Genomic DNA, 18,497 nt, shown 5'->3' with positions numbered 1-18,497 from the left:
ACACTTGTCGCCACAACGACAGCAATAGCGATGCAGTGAGAAGCCGCCAATGACCCACCCATACACGAGAAGCGAGATCCTGCGAGGGGCGAGGGATGCTCTCCCGGTCATGTTCGCGGTCGCCCCCTATGCCATGGTCCTCGGTGCGCAAGCCTCCCAGGTAGGCCTGTCACTGGTTGAAGTGGGGGCCATGACCGGCCTCAACTTCGCCGGCGGTTCGGAGTTCGCCGCCATCAAGCTTTGGGCTGCGGTGCCACCGATGCTGACGATTGTGCTCATCACCCTGCTGATAAACAGCCGCCATATCGTCATGGGCGCAGCGCTGGCGCCTTATCTCCAGCACTTGCCCAAACGCAAGGTGATCCCGGCCTTGTTCTTCATGGCGGACGAGGGCTGGGCGATCTGCTATGCCGACACCATGCGGCGGTCTCTGGCACAGCAGCAAACGGCCTTCAGCTGGCCCTACTACTGGGGTGCTTGCTTGCCTTTCTACCCGGTCTGGGTCGGTTTTGCCTTGATTGGCGCAGCAATCGGACCTGCGCTAGGCAACATCGAAGCCTATGGCTTTGCCATGGCGTTCCCGGCGGTCTTCATCGTGCTGCTCAGGGGCATGTGGAAAGGCTCGCGGTTGGCCTGTTCCTGGTTGATCAGTCTGCTCGTCGCGATCCTGGTCTACCTTACGGTGCCCGGCGCCTGGTTCGTGTTTGCCGGCGTCATTGCCGGGATGCTGTTCACTTACCTTCGGGCGATAGAGTCATGATCAGCATGGCGGCTTTGCTGACGATTGTGGGCATGGCGTCAGCCACCTATGCGACACGCCTGGCGGGTTATCTGCTGCTGCGCAAACGCAAACTCGGGCCGCGTGCCCGCGCGGTAATGGAGGCCGCACCGGGGTGCGTGCTGATCTCGGTGATCGCTCCACACTTCGTCTCGCCTCATCCTGAAGAGTTGCTCGCATTGGGCATCACGCTGGTTGCCGCGTGGCGCTTGCCGATGCTGTTCACTGTCGCGATTGCTGTGGGGTCGCTGGCGGGGCTCCGGTTGCTCCTGTAGGTGATGAGTAATTTGCATCATCAGGCAACGAAGCCTTCGGTATTATGCCCTCAATTTTCTACGAGCCTGGAACCATGGACCCGAACACTATGCTGGCTTTTACCCTGGTCGCCGCGATTGCCATCGCCAGCCCGGGGCCTGCGACATTAATGGCGATCAACAACAGCCTCGCCCATGGCCAACGCAGCGCAATGTGGTCCTCGCTGGGCAATGCCAGTGGTCTGTTCTGCCTGTCGGCGGCTGCGATGCTGGGGTTGGGGGCGCTGCTTGCCAGTTCCGAAGGGTTGTTCAACATGGTAAAGATCGTCGGCGCCGGTTATCTGTTCTACCTGGGGGTGAGGCAGCTACTCAACAAGACGCCGCTGCTGGCTGATGACATTCAGGAGGGGCAGAGCCTGCGGCCCACACGACTAAAACTGTACAGGTCGGCGTTTTTTACCGCGCTCTCCAACCCCAAGGCGACTCTGTTTTTTACGGCGTTATTCCCGCAGTTCATCGACCAAGGCGCAGCCCTGTTCCCACAATTTCTGATCCTGACCGCGATTTTCATGGCGCTCTCAGTGTCGTCGTTGAGCCTGTATGCCGCGCTGGCTTCGCGCGCCAAGGGCGTGCTGGTACGACCCGAGCTGTCCCGCTGGGTAAGTCGGGTGGTGGGGGTAACGTTCATCGGATTTGGTGCTGCGATTCTCGCTATACGTAGGCAGACAGCCTAAGACATGAGTGTTGATGAATGACCTGGCTTCTGGCCGACTGCCGCCTGTCGTGAGGGGCTGCAATCGACCAGAGGCAGACGGACTTGCCGTCCTGTCGGTAGTGACTGGGTGTTGCTATCGAACCTGAGCTTTCGCCGGGATCACCCACAACCCCAGAAAAGTCAGAACAGCAAAGCCGCTTCCCATCAGGAAGGTAGCTTGGTAGCCGACCGTATCCCACAGCGCCCCCGCGATGACACTAGCCAACAGCAAGGCTAACCCAGTCAGCAGATTGAACATGCCAAATGCCGTCCCGCGCAGTTCAGCCGGCGCGCAATCGGCGATCAGGGCGGCGAATGTCCCTTGGGTAAACCCCATGTGCAGCCCCCATAGAACGACACCGACGACCAGGCCGGCGATACCCGGCGCGAACGCCAGCGTCAGATCGGCAGCAATCAGAAATATCAGACCTGCGCCGAGTACCGTCACGCGGCTGACACGATCAGACAATGCCCCGGCGGGATAGGCTGACAGCGAGTACGCCACTCCCATGAGGACAAGTACCGCTGGCGCCCACATCGGCGCCAGCCCAACGGCCTGGCCGCGCAGGATCAGAAAGGCTTCGCTGAAGCGCGCCAGGGTGAACACCGCAGCGACACCCGCCACCCACCAGTAGCCGGCGCCCAGTCGGGCCAATTCCCGCCGGCTCAAGGGCGTACGCACCCTTTGCGTCCCTTGTACCTGTTTGGGCTCATGAACGAACAAAAGCAAAACCGCGACGGCGAGGAAGGCCGGGATGACGGCGACCCAGAACACAGTCTTGAAGTGGTTCGCGGTCAGCCACATCAAACCAATCGCCAGCAACGGTCCCAGGAATGCACCAACGGTATCCAGAGTCTGACGCAGGCCGAAAGCCGCCCCCCGTATCGCAGGTGGCGTGATGTCGGCCACTAATGCATCACGCGGGGCGCCGCGAATCCCTTTGCCGATACGGTCGATAAAGCGCGCCCCGGTCAGCCAGTCCAGCGAGCCTGCCAAAGGAAAGATCGGTTTGGACAGCGCCCCCAACCCATAACCCAGCGCCGCAAGCAGTTTGCGCTTGCCCAATCGATCACTGAGTGCCCCGGAGAATACCTTGGTGATCGAGGCCGTTGCCTCGGCTATTCCTTCGATGAGACCCACTGCCAGGACGGAGGTACCCAGTACTGTCACCATGTAGAGCGGCAACAATGCATGGATCATCTCTGAGGAGATGTCCATCAGCATCGAGACGAAGCCTAGCGCCCAGATGCCGCCAGGCATGGTGCGCCAGACACTGCCGGTTGACGCCTTCCGGATTGGCGCAGCCGTTGAAGCACCGCCCGACTTGTCAGTGGTTTTCATCATGAGCCTCGACAACCTGTTTGGCATAGGCATCTGAAAGCGCTTCGCAATCCTTTAACCGCGTCGCGGCTAGCCGACTCCTATGAAGGCGGGAGTGAGAAAAGCTGAAAGCTGCGCAAGGCAGCCTTCAGCTATAAACCCTGTATACCGGGCAATAGTGACGCAGAGCGGAACGCCTACCAGATTGGTAAGGTGTAGCTGACGATCAAACGGTTTTCATCCAGATCGCTGCCAAAGTTGGTCGAACGCACAGTCGCGTTGCGCCATTTCACCCCGACGTTTTTCAGCGGGCCGCTTTGCACGACGTAACCGATGTCGGTATCACGCTCCCATTCCTTGCCCTCTGGCCGGTTATTGCCCAGGTCAATGTTGTCGCCGTTGATGTAGCGGGTCATGAAGGTCAGGCCAGGCACCCCGATGGCCGCGAAGTTGTAGTCGTAGCGAACCTGCCAGGACTTTTCGTCCTTGCTGGCGAAGTCGCCGATCTGCACGAAGTTCACCAGGAACGCGTCGGCGCCGTTAACGTAAGCATAACCAGTGTCACCGCTCATGCCTTGATAGCCCAGGCCAAACGCGTGCCCGCCGACGTTATAGGTGAACATCGCACCGAACGCATTGTTGTCCACATTGCTGCCGCCATCGTCTGTAGAACGGGCGAAGCGCAGATCCGTCTTCAGCGACTGGCCCGTCGTGACCGGCAACATGTAGGTCAGGTTGACCAGGTGTTGACTGTAGAAGTTGTCGAGATGCCCATAGCTGTAGGCTGTAGCGAGATTGCTGGTCCATTTGTAATTCAGGCTGGCGAAATCGAATGTGTCGCTGGCGGCATTTTGCGTTGTGATGCCTTTGGCGCCAGTCCGGGTGATGCTCATGTCTTCGTAATTCGAGGAGTCGCGCTGATTGACCTGCGTCAGTCGCCCGGCATCCACCGTCAGGCCTTCAATCTCCAGCGACGTCAGCTGACCTCCCTCGAACGTTTGTGGCAGCAGCCGTGAATCGTTGGCCAATATCGTCGGCAGTTTAGGCATCAGCGTGCCGAGTTTCAGCGCACTCCTGGAAGCGCGTAGTTTGGCGGTAAGGCCAAGTTCGCCATACTCGTCCTGGGAACCATTGCGGGGGTTGCTATGGCGTTTGAGCAGGCCGGAACCCGCGCGATCAGGGCTGGAATCGAGCTTGACGCCTTCAAGGCCCAGGGCATCGAAACCCACGCCAATCAAACCTTCGGTGTATCCCGATTCATAGCGCAGCAGGAAACCCTGCGCCCACTCTTCTTGTTTGGATTGCGCGGCATTGGTTTGGCGAAAGTCACGGTTGAAGTAGAAGTTGCGCAGTTCAAGGCTGGCCTTGCTGTCCTTGATAAAGTCAGCAGCGGCCGGGGCTGAAAGGCTGATGACGCCTCCAGTGAGCAGGATTCGGGTAGCGAGAATGCGGGTGTTGCGGTCCATGGTGAAGCTCCTTTGTTTTTATTTTTGGAATCATGGGTCTGTCACCGGGCGGCTGGGGCTCGATGTCCAGGGGCCGTGCAGGTGTGAAGCAGCCCTCGCCAGCGGGGCGAGGGTTACTGGAAAAAAAACGCCAACGCCCAAAGAGAGGAGTTTTTTGACGCGGCGTCGGCTCAATCGTCAGAACTGTTCCGCGCTCAGGCCATACAACGAGGCACTGCCGGCCCGAACGGATTGTTCCAGGCTCAAAATGCGTGGTAGCAAGCGTTGGATGTAAAAGTCGGCGGTGGCGATTTTCGCGTCGTAGAAATCTTCGTCTTCGCCGCGTTTTTGCCCGGCAACCTGAGCCATGCGCGCCCAGAGCCAGGCGTAGGCGACGTAACCGAACAGGTGCAAATACTCCACCGAGGCTGCGCCGACTTCGTTGCGGTTGGTTGTCGCCCTGTCGTTTAGCCAGTCGCTGATGTCCTCCAGCCGCTGCACGGCATCGAGCAGCTGTGCGGCATAGGGGGCATCGGGCTGAGTGGCAAAACGGCGAATCTCGCCGGTGAATTGGCGAAGCACGACGCCTTTATCGGCGAGCACTTTGCGTCCGAGCAGGTCCAATGCCTGGATGCCATTGGCGCCTTCGTAGATCTGTGCAATGCGCACATCACGGACCAATTGTTCCTGGCCCCATTCGCGGATGTAGCCATGGCCGCCGAAAACCTGCTGGCCATTGATGCAGCTTTCCAGGCCAGTGTCGGTAAAAAACGCCTTGGCCACCGGCGTCAGCAGCGCAACCAGGTTCTGTGCTCTGTCGCGCTCGCAGGCATCGCAGGAAAACTTCGCCAGGTCCAGTTGTTGCCCGACATAACTGGCGAACGCGCGGCCGCCCTCGGTCATGGCTTTCATGCCGAGCAGCATACGCCGCACATCCGGGTGAACGATGATCGGGTCGGCCAGTTTGTCCGGGGCCACGGCACCGGTGGGTGCCCGACTTTGAAGGCGTTCGCGAGCGTAGGCGACGGCGCTCTGGTAAGACGCCTCGGCGCAGCCGATGCCCTGAATGCCGATGGACAGGCGTTCGTAGTTCATCATGGTGAACATCGCCGCCAAGCCTTTGTTCTCCTCACCGACCAGCCAGCCACTGGCGCCGTCGAAGTTCATCACGCAGGTGGCCGAGGCCTTGATGCCCATCTTGTGTTCGATCGAGCCGCAACTCACGGCGTTGGCAGCGCCGAGGGAGCCGTCGGCATTGACCAACACTTTAGGTACGACAAACAGCGAAATTCCTTTCGGACCAGCAGGCGCATTCGGCAGTTTGGCCAGTACCAGATGCACGATGTTCTCGGTCAGGTCCTGGTCGCCGCCAGTGATGAAAATCTTGCTGCCGGTGATCTTGTAGCTGCCGTCAGCCTCAGGTTCGGCGCGGGTGCGGATGAGCCCGAGGTCGGTGCCGGCATGGGCCTCGGTCAGGCACATGGAGCCGGCCCAACGGCCTTCATACATCGGTGGCAGATAGAGGTTTTTCAAGGTGTCGCTGGCGTGGGCGTCCAGCGCCAGGCAGGCACCGGAACTCAATGCCGAATACAGCGCAAAACTTGAATTGGCGCCGTAGAGCATCTCTTCGAATTGCACGGCGAGCATTTTCGGCATGCCCATGCCACCGAACCCGGGGTTGCCGGACAGTCCCACCCAACCGCCTTCGATGTAGGTAGCGTAAGCCTGTTTGAAACCGATGGGGGTGCTGACTCGCCCCTCATGCCACTGCGCGCCTTCTTCGTCGCCGCTGCGATTGAGAGGCGCAATCAGGTGCGAGGTGACTTTAACCGCCTCCTCAAGAATGGCGTCCGCCGTATCGGTGTCGATGCTGTCGGCCAGGGCCGGCAAGCGCGCCCACATGGCCGGGGCATCGAACACTTCGTGCAGCACAAAGCGCATGTCGCGCAGCGGGGCTTTGAATTGGGGCATAAGGTAAACCTCGTTGGGACGGTTGTGTCACGGGCACAGCGCCGCACAGGCGGGCGGTGCCCCTTCAGTCAATGGCTGGAAGCGGCGGCAGCGCCGAGGCCGGTCTGAGCGCGAACGAATTGATCGGCGTAGGCGTCACGCTCCTTGTCGGCGCGTTCACTGCGGTCGAGTCTGGACACCACGATGATCACCAGGAAGGCCAGCGGCATGGAGAACAGCGCCGGATGGTCGTACGGGAAGATCGCTTGCGCATGACCAAGCACGGTCACCCAGACCGGTGGCGACAGGATCACCAGTGCCAGCGCGCAGATCAGTCCGGCAAAACCGCCGAGGATCGCGCCTTTGGTCGTCAGGCCTTTCCAGTACATGGCCATGATCAGCACCGGGAAGTTGGTCGAAGCAGCGATGCCGAACGTCAGGCCCACCAGAATGGCGACGTTCATCTTCTCGAACACAATACCCAGCACAATCGCGATGATGCCCAGGCCCACAGTGGCCATGCGGGTCACGCGCATTTCCTGCTTCTCGTTGGCGGTGCCTTTCTTGTACACGGTGGCGTAAAGGTCATGGGAGATCGCCGAAGCACCGGCCAGCGCCAGGCCGGACACCACCGCAAGGATGGTTGCGAACGCTACTGCGGCGAGGAAACCGAAGAACAGATTGCCGCCGACAGCTTTGGCCAGGTGCATGGCAACCATGTTGCCGCCGCCAATCAAGGCACCGCCGACTTCGCCATTGACGTAGTACTGCGGATCGGTGCCGATGATCACCATTGAGACAAAACCCAAGGTGCAGACCACGAGGAAGAAGAAACCGATGAAACCGGTGGCGTAGAACACCGACTTTCGGGCTTCCTTTGCGCTCGGCACGGTGAAGAAACGCATCAGGATGTGCGGCAGTCCGGCAATCCCGAACACCAGGCCCAGCGACATCGACACGGTGTTTATCGGGTTGGCGAGCAGAGAGCCCGGGCCCATGATGTTCCAGCCGCTGGCGTGAACACTGACGGCTTTTTCGGCCAGGGTTTCATAGCTGAAACCGAACTGCGACATGGCCATGACCGCGAGGGTGGTGCCGCCGACGAGCAGCAGCACAGCCTTGATGATCTGGACCCAGGTGGTGGCGATCATTCCGCCGAAGATCACGTAGATCAGCATCAGCGCGCCAACGATCATCACCGCGACCGGGTAGTCGAGGCCGAACAGCAATTTGATCAGTTGGCCGGCACCGACCATCTGCACGATCAGGTAGCAGCACACTACCGTCAGCGAGCCGAAGGCTGCGAAGATCCGTACCTTGTTCTGGTCCAGGCGATAGGAAACGATGTCGGCGAAGGTATAGCGTCCGAGGTTGCGCAGACGCTCGGCCATCAGGAAGGTAATGATGGGCCAGCCAACGAAGAAGCCGATGGTATAGATGAAACCATCGTAACCCTTGGCGAATACCAGGCTGGAAAGCCCCAGCAGGGTGGCTGCGGACATGTAGTCGCCGGCAATCGCCAGGCCATTCTGAAACCCGGTGATACCACCGCCCGCCGTGTAAAAGTCCGAGGTGGATTTGGTTTGGCGCGCGGCCCACCAAGTGATGGCCAGCGTGCCGAGGACGAACACGAAGAACATGCCGATCGCATTCAGGTTCAGTGGTTGCTTTTCCACCGCGCCCATCGTCGGCGCGGCGAGTGCAATGGAGGCTGGCAGCAGACCGGTAGCGGCGAGGATCAGTTTACGCAACAGAGTCATCACTTGCTCTCCTCGATAATGGCTGCGCCCAGGGCGTCAAAACGGGTATTGGCGCTGTAGACATACCAACCGGTCAGTAACCAGGAAAACACGATGATTGCCGCGCCCACCGGCATGCCCAAGGTCAACATCCGATGTTCGCCCAGTGGTGCATGCAGCCACTGCGGGGCAAACGCCACCACCAGCATGAACAGGTAATAGGTGCCCAATACAACGGCGCTCAACGACCAGGCCAGGCGTGAACGGCTGCTCACCAGTTGAAGGAATTTCGGATTGCTCCGAATGCGTTCGCAACGTTGGGTATCGGTTGAATGGATGTCGGTCATTGGTAGCTCCACATTGTTTTTGTTGTCGTTGTGTAGGGGCAGGGCACTGCTGAATTCGGCCTGCACGAACCCGCAGCAGCAGGGCAAAGACCTGCTGCTTGATGGTTGCAATGTCAGATGGGGTTAGAGCGCCTTGGCCCGGTCGCGCAACACGTACTTCTGGATCTTGCCTGTGGAAGTCTTCGGCAAGAGCGTGAAAACCACTGTTCGCGGTACCTTGAATCCGGCCAGATGCTCACGGCAGAAACTGATGATGTCGGCCTCGCGAACGTCCTGGTGATCAGCCTTCAAGGTGATGAAGGCGCAGGGCGTTTCGCCCCATTTCTCATCGGGGCGAGCGACCACGGCTGCTTCCAGCACACCCGGGTGGCGATAGAGCACGCCTTCGAGTTCGATGGTGGAAATGTTCTCTCCGCCCGAGATGATGATGTCCTTGAGCCGGTCCTTGATTTCGACGTAACCGTCGGGATGCCAGACGGCCAGGTCACCGGTGTGGAACCAGCCGCCCTCGAACGCTTCGGCAGTGGCGGTCGGGTTCTTCAGGTAGCCCTTCATGACAGTGTTGCCGCGCAGGAAGATCTCACCGATGGTCTGGCCGTCACGCGGGGTTGGTTCCAGCGTTGTGCAATCGCCGACCATCACGCCTTCCAGAGTCGGGTAGCGCACGCCCTGTCGCGACTTGATTTGCGCCCGCTCCTCCAGAGAAAACTCATCCCATTCGGCGTGCCACGCGCAGACCGTCACCGGGCCATAGGTTTCGGTCAGGCCAAACACGTGAGTGACCTTGATGCCCATCTCTTCGACGGCACCGATCACTTTGGCCGGTGGCGCAGCGCCCGCGACCAGGGCGTTGACCGGGTGATCGATGGCCGCTTTCGCTGATTCGGGCATGTTCACCAGTGCATTGAGCACGATCGGCGCACCGCACAGGTGAGTGACCTGATGCTCGCGGATCAGCGTGAGGATTTTCTGTGGATCGACCCGGCGCAGGAAAACGTGCACACCCGCCAGGGCGGTGATGGTCCATGGGTAGCACCAGCCATTGCAATGGAACATCGGCAGGGTCCAGAGGTACACCGGATGGTTGCCTATGGCCCAGGTCATCTGGTTGCCCAATGCGCTCAGGTAAGCGCCGCGATGGTGGTAGACCACGCCCTTGGGGTTGCCGGTGGTGCCTGACGTGTAATTCAGCGAAATGGCTTGCCACTCGTCGACCGGCCATTGCCAGTCGAATGCCGGGTCGCCTTCGGCCAACAACGCTTCGTAGTCCAGGTCGCTCGCGGCCTGGCCTTCACCGTATTCCGGGTCATTGACGTCGATCACCAGAGGCGGGTGATCGAGCATGCCAAGCGCCGCCTGGATCACATCATGGAACTCGCGGTCGGTAATCAACACCTTGGCCTCGCCATGCTGCAGCATGAAGGCGATCGCCTCGGCATCGAGGCGCACGTTGAGCGGGTTGAGCACGGCGCCGATCATCGGCACACCGAAATGCACTTCAAGCATCTCGGGAATGTTGGGCAGCATCACCGCGACCGTGTCGTCCTTGCCGATACCGCGACCGGCCAGCGCCGAGGCCAGACGTCGGCAACGGGTGTAGGTCTGCGCCCAGGTGCGACGAATCGAACCGTGGATAACGGCGGGGTGGTTCGGATAAGTGCTGGCGGTGCGCTCGATGAAGCTGAGCGGAGACAAGGCTATGTGGTTGACAGCCGAAGGGCCTAGGCCCTGGTCATAGATAGACATGTACGGGTACTCGATGGCTGATTGTTAGCTCTATGGTTGACCTCGCCGAGGTCACCTTCAAAGTCCGGATTACCTTATATAACATTCTGCCGCGAGTATGGAAGTACAACCTACGAAGTATAGTATATATACTATATTTGATTCTTTTGACTCCAAATCACCGCCGCCAGGCCTCCAAGGCTGGTATATGCTTGGTTTCCCTGACGAAGTGGACCCGCAATGACCCTGACTCCCGTTCGATTGCACAGTTGGTTGCGCCTGCAGCGCGAGGGCGTGTCTCTGGCCGCCCGGGCCGATGCGTTGTGTCGGGCGCTGCAGGATTGCCCCGAGGTGCAGCGGGCGGTTTACCTGAGTTGGCAACCCAATGCGCGGATCTACAGCCATGAGGGCGCCGCCCAGCATTTTCCGCCGGGACTTGGCGCCCCGGCGCTGGCCAGCGACCAGTTGCTCTTCGAGCATCTGGTGGAGGCAGGGCGCCTGGACCTGGCTCAAGTCCGTCAACTCGATTGCTGGTTGTCCGGCCGGTTGCGGCGGGCCGCGATCAGTCATGGCCAGGTATTCGATCTGGCCTTGCAGACGGGGCAGCCGGGGTTGTTGCTGGTGCAGGTGTGCGAGGGCGTGAGTCTCGATTGGCTGGGCTGGGTTCAGGATTTGCTGACGACGCTGCTGAGCAGCGTCAACGGCATGCTGCGTGGTTCGCCGCTGCTGGGCCACGACCCACAACCGAGCCTGCTGCTCGATGCACAAGGTCGACCGCTGGAGTTCAACGCGGCACTGATGGCGCTGCTCGCCGAGAAGTCGCTGACCGATGTGTTGGGTTTTTTACCGGTCAATCATCGGGTGCTGGTGCGTGCCTGCCTGGACCAGCAACGCGCCGTCGAAGGCGTCGAGGCTCAGTTTGAAGCGCAGATCCTGATCTGGACGTTCATCCCCGATCCCCAGGACAACCGAGTGCTCGCCCGTTGCCGCGACGCCACGGCCCAAGTGCTGGCGGAGCGTGAGGCGGCCACCGCACGGCGGCTGTACCGGCTGATCATCGAAAACACGACCGACCTGATTTCCCGCCACACGCCGGATGGGCACGTTATCGATGCGTCACCGGCATCCTGGACCTTGCTCGGTTACTGGCCCGAAGAGTTGCGCGGGAAATTGGCCCAGGGCCTGTTTCATGGCCAGGATCTGGCCGGTCTGGTGCAGCGCGCGCGTGATGCGCTGGAGCAGGATGGCTATCACACCATGACTTATCGCATCCGCCATCGCGACGGCCATTACCTGTGGTTCGAAACTGCCAGCCGGGCGATCCGGGAAACCTACACCGGGGCTGTGGTCGAAGTCGTCAGCGTATCCCGGGACATCACCGCCCGAGTGCAGGCCGAGGAGAACAAGCGACGCCTGGCCGAAGTGGTCGAGGCCAACATCGATCCGGTGTTGTTCATCGCCCCCGAGGGCCAGGTCACTTACCTCAATCCAGCCGCGCGCCGCATCCTCGGGATTGATGAGCAACAACCCATGCCGGCCCTGGCCGCGTTGTTCGCCAGCGGCGACCTTGCGCGCCTGCAACGCGATGGCTGGCGGAGCGCTGAGCGCGACGGTGTCTGGAGCACCGATGCGCGGTTGCAACCACCGGGTGGCGGTACATCCGTGCCGGTGTCGCTGGTACTGTTGGCGCACCGTTCCGCCGGCGGCGAGCGTTATTACTCATTGGTCGCGCGCGACATGACCGAGCGCGAGCTGCGGGAAGTGCAACAGCGCCGTCATCAGGACGAACTGGCACACACCGCGCGGCTGGTCACCCTCGGTGAACTGGCCTCGGGGATCGCCCACGAAATCAATCAGCCGCTGGCTGCCGTGGTCAATTATGCGAATGCGAGCCAGCGCTATTTGCAGGCGCTGGATTCCAATCCCCAGGCCGCTGCAAGGGTGACGCAAGGCCTGGAACGCATTACCCATCACGCCACCCACGCCTCCGAAGTGATCCGGCGGTTACGCTCCTTTTTGCGCAAGGGACAGCGGCGCATGCAGGCGTTGAGCTTGACCGACGTTGCCCGCGAAGCCGTGCGTTTGTGTGCCTGGGAGGCGAGTAATTGCCAAGTGACAATCGAGGATCGACTGCCGGATAATCTGCCACCCGTTTATGCCGACCGCGTATTGCTGGAACAGGTGCTGCTCAATCTGTTGCGCAATGCCATCGACGCCAACCGTGAACAACATCCCGGGCTACCTTCGCTGATCGTGATGACCGTGGAGCAGGGCGGTGGCGCCTGCGTGGAAATCCGTGTGCGAGACCAGGGGCCGGGCGTCAGCGAGCCGGAACTGGAACAGATATTTACCCCGTTCTACACCAGCAAGGCCGATGGCCTGGGGCTCGGTCTGTCCATGAGTCGCAGCATTATCGAAGGTTTCGGTGGCGAATTGAATGCCCGGCGCCAGCCTGTCGGGCTGCTGATGTGTTGCCGCCTGCCGCTTGCCGGCCCAACAAAACAACAACAATAGGAATCAGGTAATGGCAGGTGTAACGGAGCAGGTTGTGTACGTGGTCGATGATGACCAGGGCATGCTCGAATCGACGGTCTGGTTATTGGAGTCGGTCGGGCTCAAGGCCTTGCCGTTTACCAGTGGCGTCGCGTTCCTCGATGCCTGCGATGCAAGTCTCGATGCCTGCGTGCTGCTGGACGTGCGCATGCCCGGCATGGGCGGATTGAACGTGCAGGAAGAAATGCGCGTACGCCAACTGGACTTGCCGATCATCTTCGTCAGCGGGCACGCGGATGTGCCGATCGTGGTGCGCGCGTTCAAGGCCGGTGCCCATGATTTTATCGAGAAACCCTACAACGAGCAGCTGTTGCTGGACAGCGTGCAACAGGCACTCAGCAACTGTGCAGCCAACCGCTCGGGCAACCGGGGCCATGACGCCTTGCAGACGCGCTTGCTGAGCATGACCCCGCGCGAGCGCGATGTCATGTTGCCGCTGGTGCAGGGATACACCACCCGCGAAATCGCGGAGCAACTGGGCGTGAGCGCAAAAACCGTTGATCTGTATCGCGCGCGCGTCATGAAACGCATGCAGGCCAACACGCTGCCGGACCTGGTGGGCATGGCCATCGCGTCGCAGATGGTCGACCCGCTGAAGTTGCGTTGATTCCTCGCTCCTTATATTTCCAATGTTGCCGGCTACTTCGTCATGGTCCTCGCGGCTTGACGGTCACTGGCCCAGGCTGCCAGTGGCGCCAGGCCGCAATCAGCAAGAAGCGTGTGTTGGATTTCTTTCACTACTTGATTGAGTTTGCCTTCAAGGTATCTACGAAACCCAAGGCGATTCAGCATGTAGTTGGCGAAGGAAACATCTCTAGAACAGCAGGATCAACACCAGGTCTGGAATACCGCGAATCAAGGTGGTGTAACTTTCTCCGAGCATGGCCAGCCATTTGAGCGGTGACAATCGCAAGGCCGCTAAATAGCCGCCCTCGGAAAACACTAAACTACGAAACACCTGCGGAACGATTCAGCCAATCTGTTGCGTCGACCGGTTGAATCCACAGGCAGCTGCCATTCAGTTGAGACGGCTATCGACTCTATGCAAATTCGGCTTGAAGCAGGCGCTCTTGCAGTGCGCCGATTTGACGGGTGTAGAAACGGTTGAAACGGCGAACGGGCGCAACGCCCCTTCGGCATTCAATGCCCGCGGCTGTTGCGGATCAACTCATAGGCTCGACGTACCAGGGGATTGACGGTATTGGACCGAATCCACAGGTGATAGGTGACGTCGGGCAGGCGCGGCAACCCGTCGTTTTCACCCAGCACCCGCATGTCCGGGCCGAGCATTTCCATGCTTCTGGGGGTGACGCCCAGACCTGCACGTGTCGCCGCCTTGATGCCGATCAGGTTCGAGGCGAGGTAAGCCTGGCGCCAGGCAATGTTCGCACGCTCCAGGGCTTCCAGGGCGTAGCGGCGGTAGATGCTTGGCTCATCCACCAGAATCAGCGGCAGGGGTTCGCCGGGGGTGTGGATGTAATCCGCCGAACAGATCCACCACACCGGTGAAGTGCGCAGGGCGAAGCCTTCGAGGTTCGGGTCTTCACGGGTAGAGATCACCATGTCGACCTTGCCACGGTGCAGATCGTCCATCAGGAAAGGGCTTCGGCCGACGTCGATTTCCAGGCGCAAACGCGGGGCCGAGCGAGCGATGTGACTGAGGATCGGTGGCAGGATGGTGTCGGCGATGTCATGGGGGGAGCCGATGCGCAGTACCCCGCTCAAGCTGCTTTCACGCAGGGAGGTCAAGGCATCGTCGTTGAGCGAGAGCATTTGCCGGGCGTGTCGCAGCAATTGCAAGCCGGGTTCAGTGAGGTGCTTTTGCCGTCCACGTTTCTCGAACAGGCTGACCCCGACCTGTTGCTCCAGGCGTTGCATGTGTTGCGTGACGGATGATTGCGTGCGTGCCAGTTGCACACCGGCCTCGGCGAAACTGTGGTGATCCACTACGGCAATGAAGGTGCGCAACAGTTCGAGATCGAGCGTCGACATGGCGTTTTTCCGAGGGTGTTTTTACATCAGCAGTGCAAACATTAATATCAGATAACGTTATGTGTTTGTAAGGCTTTAGCGATCTTTAGTAGCAAATAAGCCAGTAAATGCTGGGGTTGGTTGTCTGAGGCACGAGCTGATATACGGCAAGTTATAACGATATTAGATATCTGCATTTCCGTTACCTCAACGCGATACCTAGGATGCCCTCATACCGGATCGGGGGACGCCGATCATCCAATGGGGGGAAATCCATGTTGCTCAAGCACGCGCCTTTAAAACGATTGTTGCCCGTGATGTTAGGTTCCTTGATCTCGCTGGCCGTCAGTGCTGGCGCCCAGGCTGATGCAACCTTGGACAAGATCGAGCAACGGCATGTGATGGTGGTCGGTGTCCTGTTGTCGGGAGGTCCTTTTGGCGGGATTGATCCGGCCACACAGAAGCCGCGCGGCTTGAACGTCGAACTGGCTCAGGAGCTGGGGCGGCGGTTAGGCGCTGAAGTGGAACTGGTGCCGGTTTTACCCGCCAATCGCGTGCAGTTCTTGCAACAGGGCAAGGTCGATCTGCTGATCGCCAATATGGAATGGACCGCCGAACGCGGTGAAATCCTAGGGTTTGTGCCTACGCCGTTTTACCGGGTTGGCGGCACCGCCGCGGTACTCAAGGACAGCAAGATCAGCCGCTGGGAAGATCTCAAGGGCCAGCCGGTCTGCACCTCCCAGGGCAGCAGTTACGTCAAGCCGCTCACCGGGTTGGGCGCTGAAATCAAGGCCTTCAAGAGTTCGTCCGAGTCCTTGCTGGCGTTGCGCGGCAACAACTGTGTCGCGGCGGTGCATGACGCCACGCTGGTCAATCCGTTGATCGCCGACAGTGCCGAATGGCAGGGCTATCGAACGATCACACCGGAACTGAACCCGGCGCCTTCGGTGATCTGGACTCGTCGTGGTGAAAGCGACACCCAGGCCAGGCTCGACCCCATCGTCAAGGACCTGCACCGCAGCGGCTGGTTGATTGAAGCCCAGACCCGCAACCACATCACGCCTGCGTCACCGGCGCTGGTCGAATTGCAAAAGCAGTTCCAGGCCAATGGCGCCTGACGCCGGTTCTTCACTTCATCGTATCCAACAGGCCGCCGCATGAGGCGACGGCCGCTCAAGGCAGTCGTGCATGAATCGTCATTTTTCCGCTAAAGCCCTGACCTCGCAGTGCCTGGCCGGCGCCACCGCGACCGCGACTGACAGCGTCGCTGAAGCCGGACGCCGCATCGCTCGTGCCTGCGCGCAATTGCGGGGCACAGCATGAGTCACTGGCTGGAGCTTTTCGTCCACTGGGCCGCCGGGTTCGGCCTGAACTACAGCTTTCTCCTGGACACCTATCAGCGTGGATCCCTGGAACAGGGGGCCCTGACCACGGTGTGGTTGTGCCTGTTCACCATCGTCGGCAGTTTGCTCGCCGGTGTCGGCTTGGCGGCGATGCTGACGTCGGGCAAACCGTGGCTGGCGAAACCGGCACGGGTGTTCGTTGAGGTCACCCGCAACACGCCGACGCTGGTGCAGCTGTATTGTGCGTTCCTGGTGTTGAACATGTTGCTGACCCAGGCCGTCGGCGCGGCGAACCCGCTGACGCCGTTCGCCTGGGTGGTGATCGTGATCTCGCTACACAAGGGCGCGTTCCATGCCGAAGCCTTGCGCGCCGGCATCGAGGCCGTGCCGGCGGTGACGCTGGAAGCGGCCAGTTCGCTGGCATTGAGCAGTCGTCAGTTGTTGTGGAGCGTGCAACTGCCGCTGGCCCTGCGCTTCGCTCTGCCGTCGCTGATCAACAACCTGATCGACCTGGTGAAGATGACCGCCGTTGCCTCGGCCATTGCGGTCGGCGACATCACCTACGCATCGATCATGATCTGGACCCAGAGCGATAACGTGCTGGAACTGATGATTCTGATCCTGAGCTTTTTCGGTCTGCTGAGTTTTATCGTCAATTGTGTGGGGCGCTCTCTGGAAGCGCGCCTGAGGATGCCCGGCTATGGCCATTGAATCGTCCGTCCCCGCGCCGCAGGCCTGGCCGCGGCGGCATGTCGGCAAGTTGTTGCTGTTGATCTGCGCCGTGCCCTGGCTGTTGTGGCTTGCACCGCACAGCCCGGTGTTCAAGGCATTGCTGCAATGGTCGCCGGCCCTGGCCGCAGGCTTTGGCCAGAACATCCTGATCAGTCTGGTCGCGATCGCATTGGGTTCGCTGCTGGGGTTGCTGGTGGGTGCGCTGGCCTTGTCGCCGCTGCGTCTGCTGCGCTTGCCAGCACGGATCTGGGTCCAGGTTTTCCGCAATGCGCCGTGGCTGGTGCTGATCTATTTCACCACCTATGTGTTCCCGTTCGAGATCAGGATCGGCAGCGCCTATGTCTCGTTCCCCGGCTGGGTCAAGGTCACCCTCGGGTTGGCGTTGCCGGCGAGTGCCAACGTCGCGGAAATCTTCCGTGGCGCCATTGCTTCGATCCCGAGCACGCAGTGGGAAGCGGCCCGTTCGCTGGCGTTCAGCCGCGGACAGATTTTCCGCTCGATCATCCTGCCGCAGTGCTTCAAGCGCATGTTGCCGCCGTGGATGAACCTGTATGCGGTGATCACCATGGGCACGGCGCTGGCCTCTTTGGTGGGCGTGCATGACGTGATCGACACCGCGCAAATTGCCAGCAACACCGTGAACATGACCGGCTTCACTGTGGTGATCTACCTGAGCCTGCTGGTGCTGTTCTTCGCTTACTGCTACCCGATTTCCCGACTCACCCAACGCCTGGAGCGACGTTATGCCTTTTACTGAAACCGTCGCCGAGCCATTGGTCAGCCTGCGCGATCTGCACCTGTCGTTCGCCAGCAACCCGGTACTCAAAGGTATCAACCTTGACGTGCACCGTGGTCAGGCGGTGTCGATCATCGGCCCGTCCGGCTCCGGCAAGTCGACCATCCTGCGCTGCATCACCGGGCTGTTGCAGCCCCAGCGCGGCAGCATCCGCGTCGGCACCACCGAGGTTCACACACTGGTCCAGGAAGCCCAGCGCATCGAGTTGCGCAAGCGCGTGGGGTTTGTCTTTCAGCAGTACAACCTGTTCCCGCATCTGTCGGTGCTGGAGAACCTGGTGATTGCACCGCGCAAGGTGTTGGGGCGCAGCCGGGCCGAAGCCGAAAAAGACGCGCGTGCCTTGCTGGCCAAAGTGCGCATGGAGCACAAGGCCGATGCCTATCCGGGACAACTGTCCGGCGGCCAGCAGCAGCGCGTGGCGATTGCCCGGGCACTGGCGATGCGCCCGGAACTGATCCTGTTCGATGAAGTGACCTCGGCCCTTGACCCGGAAACCGTTGGCGAGGTGCTGACGGTGATCCGCGAGTTGACCGAAGAGGGCATGACCTGCGTGCTGGTCACCCACGAGATGCGTTTCGCCGAAGAGATCAGCGACATCGTCTACTTCACCGAAAACGGCGTGATCGTCGAGCACGGCAGCGCCGCACAGATTTTCCAGCATCCCACCAGCGAGCGCACCCGGGAATTCCTGCGCCATGCATTGGGTGATCCGGGGCGCCGTCCCGTCGTCGCCAACGACCCTTACCTGCTGACCAACCTGGGTCGCTACAGCCTGTCCGTCTAATACTG

The 18,497-nt window shown here is 60.4% G+C and carries 17 protein-coding genes and 1 pseudogene; 10 read left to right on the top strand and 8 right to left on the bottom strand.

Annotation, left to right across the window (positions count from 1 at the left end; genetic code table 11):
- Positions 1-49 precede the first annotated feature (49 nt).
- The 3 genes from KGA85_RS03110 to KGA85_RS03100 all read left to right on the top strand — a co-directional run bounded on the left by KGA85_RS03110 (position 50) and on the right by KGA85_RS03100 (position 1,766).
- Complete coding sequence (locus KGA85_RS03110; RefSeq protein WP_223455541.1) at positions 50-760, top strand: AzlC family ABC transporter permease; 711 nt, start codon at positions 50-52, stop codon at positions 758-760.
- Positions 757-1,053 (top strand): AzlD family protein, encoded by a 297-nt coding sequence (locus tag KGA85_RS03105; RefSeq protein ID WP_223455542.1) that lies wholly within the window; start codon positions 757-759, stop codon positions 1,051-1,053. Before KGA85_RS03110 ends, KGA85_RS03105 begins: the two co-directional genes overlap by 4 nt.
- A 74-nt stretch (positions 1,054-1,127) precedes the next feature.
- Entirely contained in the window at positions 1,128-1,766 is a 639-nt protein-coding gene (locus KGA85_RS03100; protein WP_223455543.1) for a LysE family translocator, read from the top strand.
- A gap of 114 nt (positions 1,767-1,880) precedes the next feature.
- On the opposite strand, the gene KGA85_RS03095 is transcribed toward KGA85_RS03100, so the two are convergent.
- The 6 genes from KGA85_RS03095 to KGA85_RS03070 all read right to left on the bottom strand — a co-directional run bounded on the left by KGA85_RS03095 (position 1,881) and on the right by KGA85_RS03070 (position 10,334).
- Positions 1,881-3,128, bottom strand: coding sequence for an MFS transporter (locus KGA85_RS03095; RefSeq protein ID WP_411741680.1), 1,248 nt, complete (start codon positions 3,126-3,128; stop codon positions 1,881-1,883).
- Between the two features lie 176 nt (positions 3,129-3,304).
- On the bottom strand, positions 3,305-4,573 hold the full coding sequence (locus KGA85_RS03090; protein ID WP_223532106.1) for an OprD family porin: 1,269 nt from the start codon (positions 4,571-4,573) through the stop codon (positions 3,305-3,307).
- Between the two features lie 177 nt (positions 4,574-4,750).
- A complete protein-coding gene (locus KGA85_RS03085) occupies positions 4,751-6,523 on the bottom strand; it encodes an acyl-CoA dehydrogenase C-terminal domain-containing protein (protein WP_223532108.1) in 1,773 nt (590 codons plus the stop codon).
- Between the two features lie 68 nt (positions 6,524-6,591).
- On the bottom strand, positions 6,592-8,262 hold the full coding sequence (locus KGA85_RS03080) for a cation acetate symporter (RefSeq protein WP_223532111.1): 1,671 nt from the start codon (positions 8,260-8,262) through the stop codon (positions 6,592-6,594).
- Complete coding sequence (locus KGA85_RS03075; RefSeq protein WP_223455547.1) at positions 8,262-8,588, bottom strand: DUF485 domain-containing protein; 327 nt, start codon at positions 8,586-8,588, stop codon at positions 8,262-8,264. Before KGA85_RS03075 ends, KGA85_RS03080 begins: the two co-directional genes overlap by 1 nt.
- Positions 8,589-8,711: 123 nt before the next feature.
- A complete protein-coding gene (locus tag KGA85_RS03070) occupies positions 8,712-10,334 on the bottom strand; it encodes an acyl-CoA synthetase (RefSeq protein ID WP_223455548.1) in 1,623 nt (540 codons plus the stop codon).
- A gap of 219 nt (positions 10,335-10,553) precedes the next feature.
- Between KGA85_RS03070 and KGA85_RS03065 the strand changes: the two genes are divergently transcribed.
- Both KGA85_RS03065 and KGA85_RS03060 read left to right on the top strand, forming a co-directional pair.
- Positions 10,554-12,827, top strand: a complete 2,274-nt coding sequence (locus KGA85_RS03065) for a PAS domain S-box protein (protein WP_223542903.1) — start codon at positions 10,554-10,556, stop codon at positions 12,825-12,827.
- A 10-nt stretch (positions 12,828-12,837) separates the two neighbouring features.
- A complete protein-coding gene (locus KGA85_RS03060; RefSeq protein ID WP_223455550.1) occupies positions 12,838-13,473 on the top strand; it encodes a response regulator transcription factor in 636 nt (211 codons plus the stop codon).
- Positions 13,474-13,686: 213 nt separating this feature from the next.
- On the opposite strand, the pseudogene KGA85_RS03055 reads toward KGA85_RS03060, so the two are convergent.
- Together KGA85_RS03055 and KGA85_RS03050 are read right to left on the bottom strand one after the other, a co-directional pair.
- Positions 13,687-13,791 (bottom strand): annotated as a pseudogene (locus KGA85_RS03055) (arginine ABC transporter permease ArtQ); the annotation flags it as partial.
- A gap of 215 nt (positions 13,792-14,006) precedes the next feature.
- On the bottom strand, positions 14,007-14,858 hold the full coding sequence (locus KGA85_RS03050) for a LysR substrate-binding domain-containing protein (protein WP_223455551.1): 852 nt from the start codon (positions 14,856-14,858) through the stop codon (positions 14,007-14,009).
- 254 nt (positions 14,859-15,112) lie between these two features.
- Between KGA85_RS03050 and KGA85_RS03045 the strand changes: the two genes are divergently transcribed.
- The 5 genes from KGA85_RS03045 to KGA85_RS03030 all read left to right on the top strand — a co-directional run bounded on the left by KGA85_RS03045 (position 15,113) and on the right by KGA85_RS03030 (position 18,492).
- The gene (locus KGA85_RS03045) at positions 15,113-15,955 is read left to right on the top strand and encodes a transporter substrate-binding domain-containing protein (protein ID WP_223542902.1); all 843 of its coding nucleotides are present in this window, start codon (positions 15,113-15,115) and stop codon (positions 15,953-15,955) included.
- Between the two features lie 70 nt (positions 15,956-16,025).
- On the top strand, positions 16,026-16,160 hold the full coding sequence (locus KGA85_RS31095) for a hypothetical protein (RefSeq protein WP_263287441.1): 135 nt from the start codon (positions 16,026-16,028) through the stop codon (positions 16,158-16,160).
- Positions 16,157-16,891: an amino acid ABC transporter permease gene (locus tag KGA85_RS03040; protein WP_223532120.1), complete on the top strand. Its 735-nt coding sequence runs from the start codon at positions 16,157-16,159 to the stop codon at positions 16,889-16,891. The genes KGA85_RS31095 and KGA85_RS03040 overlap by 4 nt, the downstream gene beginning before the upstream one ends.
- On the top strand, positions 16,881-17,669 hold the full coding sequence (locus KGA85_RS03035; RefSeq protein ID WP_223455555.1) for an amino acid ABC transporter permease: 789 nt from the start codon (positions 16,881-16,883) through the stop codon (positions 17,667-17,669). The genes KGA85_RS03040 and KGA85_RS03035 overlap by 11 nt, the downstream gene beginning before the upstream one ends.
- Positions 17,656-18,492, top strand: coding sequence for an amino acid ABC transporter ATP-binding protein (locus KGA85_RS03030; protein ID WP_223455556.1), 837 nt, complete (start codon positions 17,656-17,658; stop codon positions 18,490-18,492). Before KGA85_RS03035 ends, KGA85_RS03030 begins: the two co-directional genes overlap by 14 nt.
- Positions 18,493-18,497: the final 5 nt, after the last annotated feature.

This window comes from Pseudomonas sp. GL-B-12 (assembly GCF_019955895.1).
Taxonomy (GTDB): Bacteria; Pseudomonadota; Gammaproteobacteria; order Pseudomonadales; family Pseudomonadaceae; genus Aquipseudomonas.
Note: the sequence above shows the minus strand (reverse complement) of the source record. Positions and strands in the feature narration are given on the sequence as shown.

What these genes read in the sequence shown, in the direction of transcription:
- KGA85_RS03110 (WP_223455541.1), top strand. Translation starts at nt 50, where the DNA reads ATGACCCACCCATACACGAGAAGCGAGATCCTGCGAGGGGCGAGGGAT.
- KGA85_RS03105 (WP_223455542.1), top strand. Translation starts at nt 757, where the DNA reads ATGATCAGCATGGCGGCTTTGCTGACGATTGTGGGCATGGCGTCAGCC.
- KGA85_RS03100 (WP_223455543.1), top strand. Translation starts at nt 1,128, where the DNA reads ATGGACCCGAACACTATGCTGGCTTTTACCCTGGTCGCCGCGATTGCC.
- KGA85_RS03095 (WP_411741680.1), bottom strand. Translation starts at nt 3,128, where the DNA reads ATGAAAACCACTGACAAGTCGGGCGGTGCTTCAACGGCTGCGCCAATC.
- KGA85_RS03090 (WP_223532106.1), bottom strand. Translation starts at nt 4,573, where the DNA reads ATGGACCGCAACACCCGCATTCTCGCTACCCGAATCCTGCTCACTGGA.
- KGA85_RS03085 (WP_223532108.1), bottom strand. Translation starts at nt 6,523, where the DNA reads ATGCCCCAATTCAAAGCCCCGCTGCGCGACATGCGCTTTGTGCTGCAC.
- KGA85_RS03080 (WP_223532111.1), bottom strand. Translation starts at nt 8,262, where the DNA reads ATGACTCTGTTGCGTAAACTGATCCTCGCCGCTACCGGTCTGCTGCCA.
- KGA85_RS03075 (WP_223455547.1), bottom strand. Translation starts at nt 8,588, where the DNA reads ATGACCGACATCCATTCAACCGATACCCAACGTTGCGAACGCATTCGG.
- KGA85_RS03070 (WP_223455548.1), bottom strand. Translation starts at nt 10,334, where the DNA reads ATGTCTATCTATGACCAGGGCCTAGGCCCTTCGGCTGTCAACCACATA.
- KGA85_RS03065 (WP_223542903.1), top strand. Translation starts at nt 10,554, where the DNA reads ATGACCCTGACTCCCGTTCGATTGCACAGTTGGTTGCGCCTGCAGCGC.
- KGA85_RS03060 (WP_223455550.1), top strand. Translation starts at nt 12,838, where the DNA reads ATGGCAGGTGTAACGGAGCAGGTTGTGTACGTGGTCGATGATGACCAG.
- KGA85_RS03050 (WP_223455551.1), bottom strand. Translation starts at nt 14,858, where the DNA reads ATGTCGACGCTCGATCTCGAACTGTTGCGCACCTTCATTGCCGTAGTG.
- KGA85_RS03045 (WP_223542902.1), top strand. Translation starts at nt 15,113, where the DNA reads ATGTTGCTCAAGCACGCGCCTTTAAAACGATTGTTGCCCGTGATGTTA.
- KGA85_RS31095 (WP_263287441.1), top strand. Translation starts at nt 16,026, where the DNA reads ATGAATCGTCATTTTTCCGCTAAAGCCCTGACCTCGCAGTGCCTGGCC.
- KGA85_RS03040 (WP_223532120.1), top strand. Translation starts at nt 16,157, where the DNA reads ATGAGTCACTGGCTGGAGCTTTTCGTCCACTGGGCCGCCGGGTTCGGC.
- KGA85_RS03035 (WP_223455555.1), top strand. Translation starts at nt 16,881, where the DNA reads ATGGCCATTGAATCGTCCGTCCCCGCGCCGCAGGCCTGGCCGCGGCGG.
- KGA85_RS03030 (WP_223455556.1), top strand. Translation starts at nt 17,656, where the DNA reads ATGCCTTTTACTGAAACCGTCGCCGAGCCATTGGTCAGCCTGCGCGAT.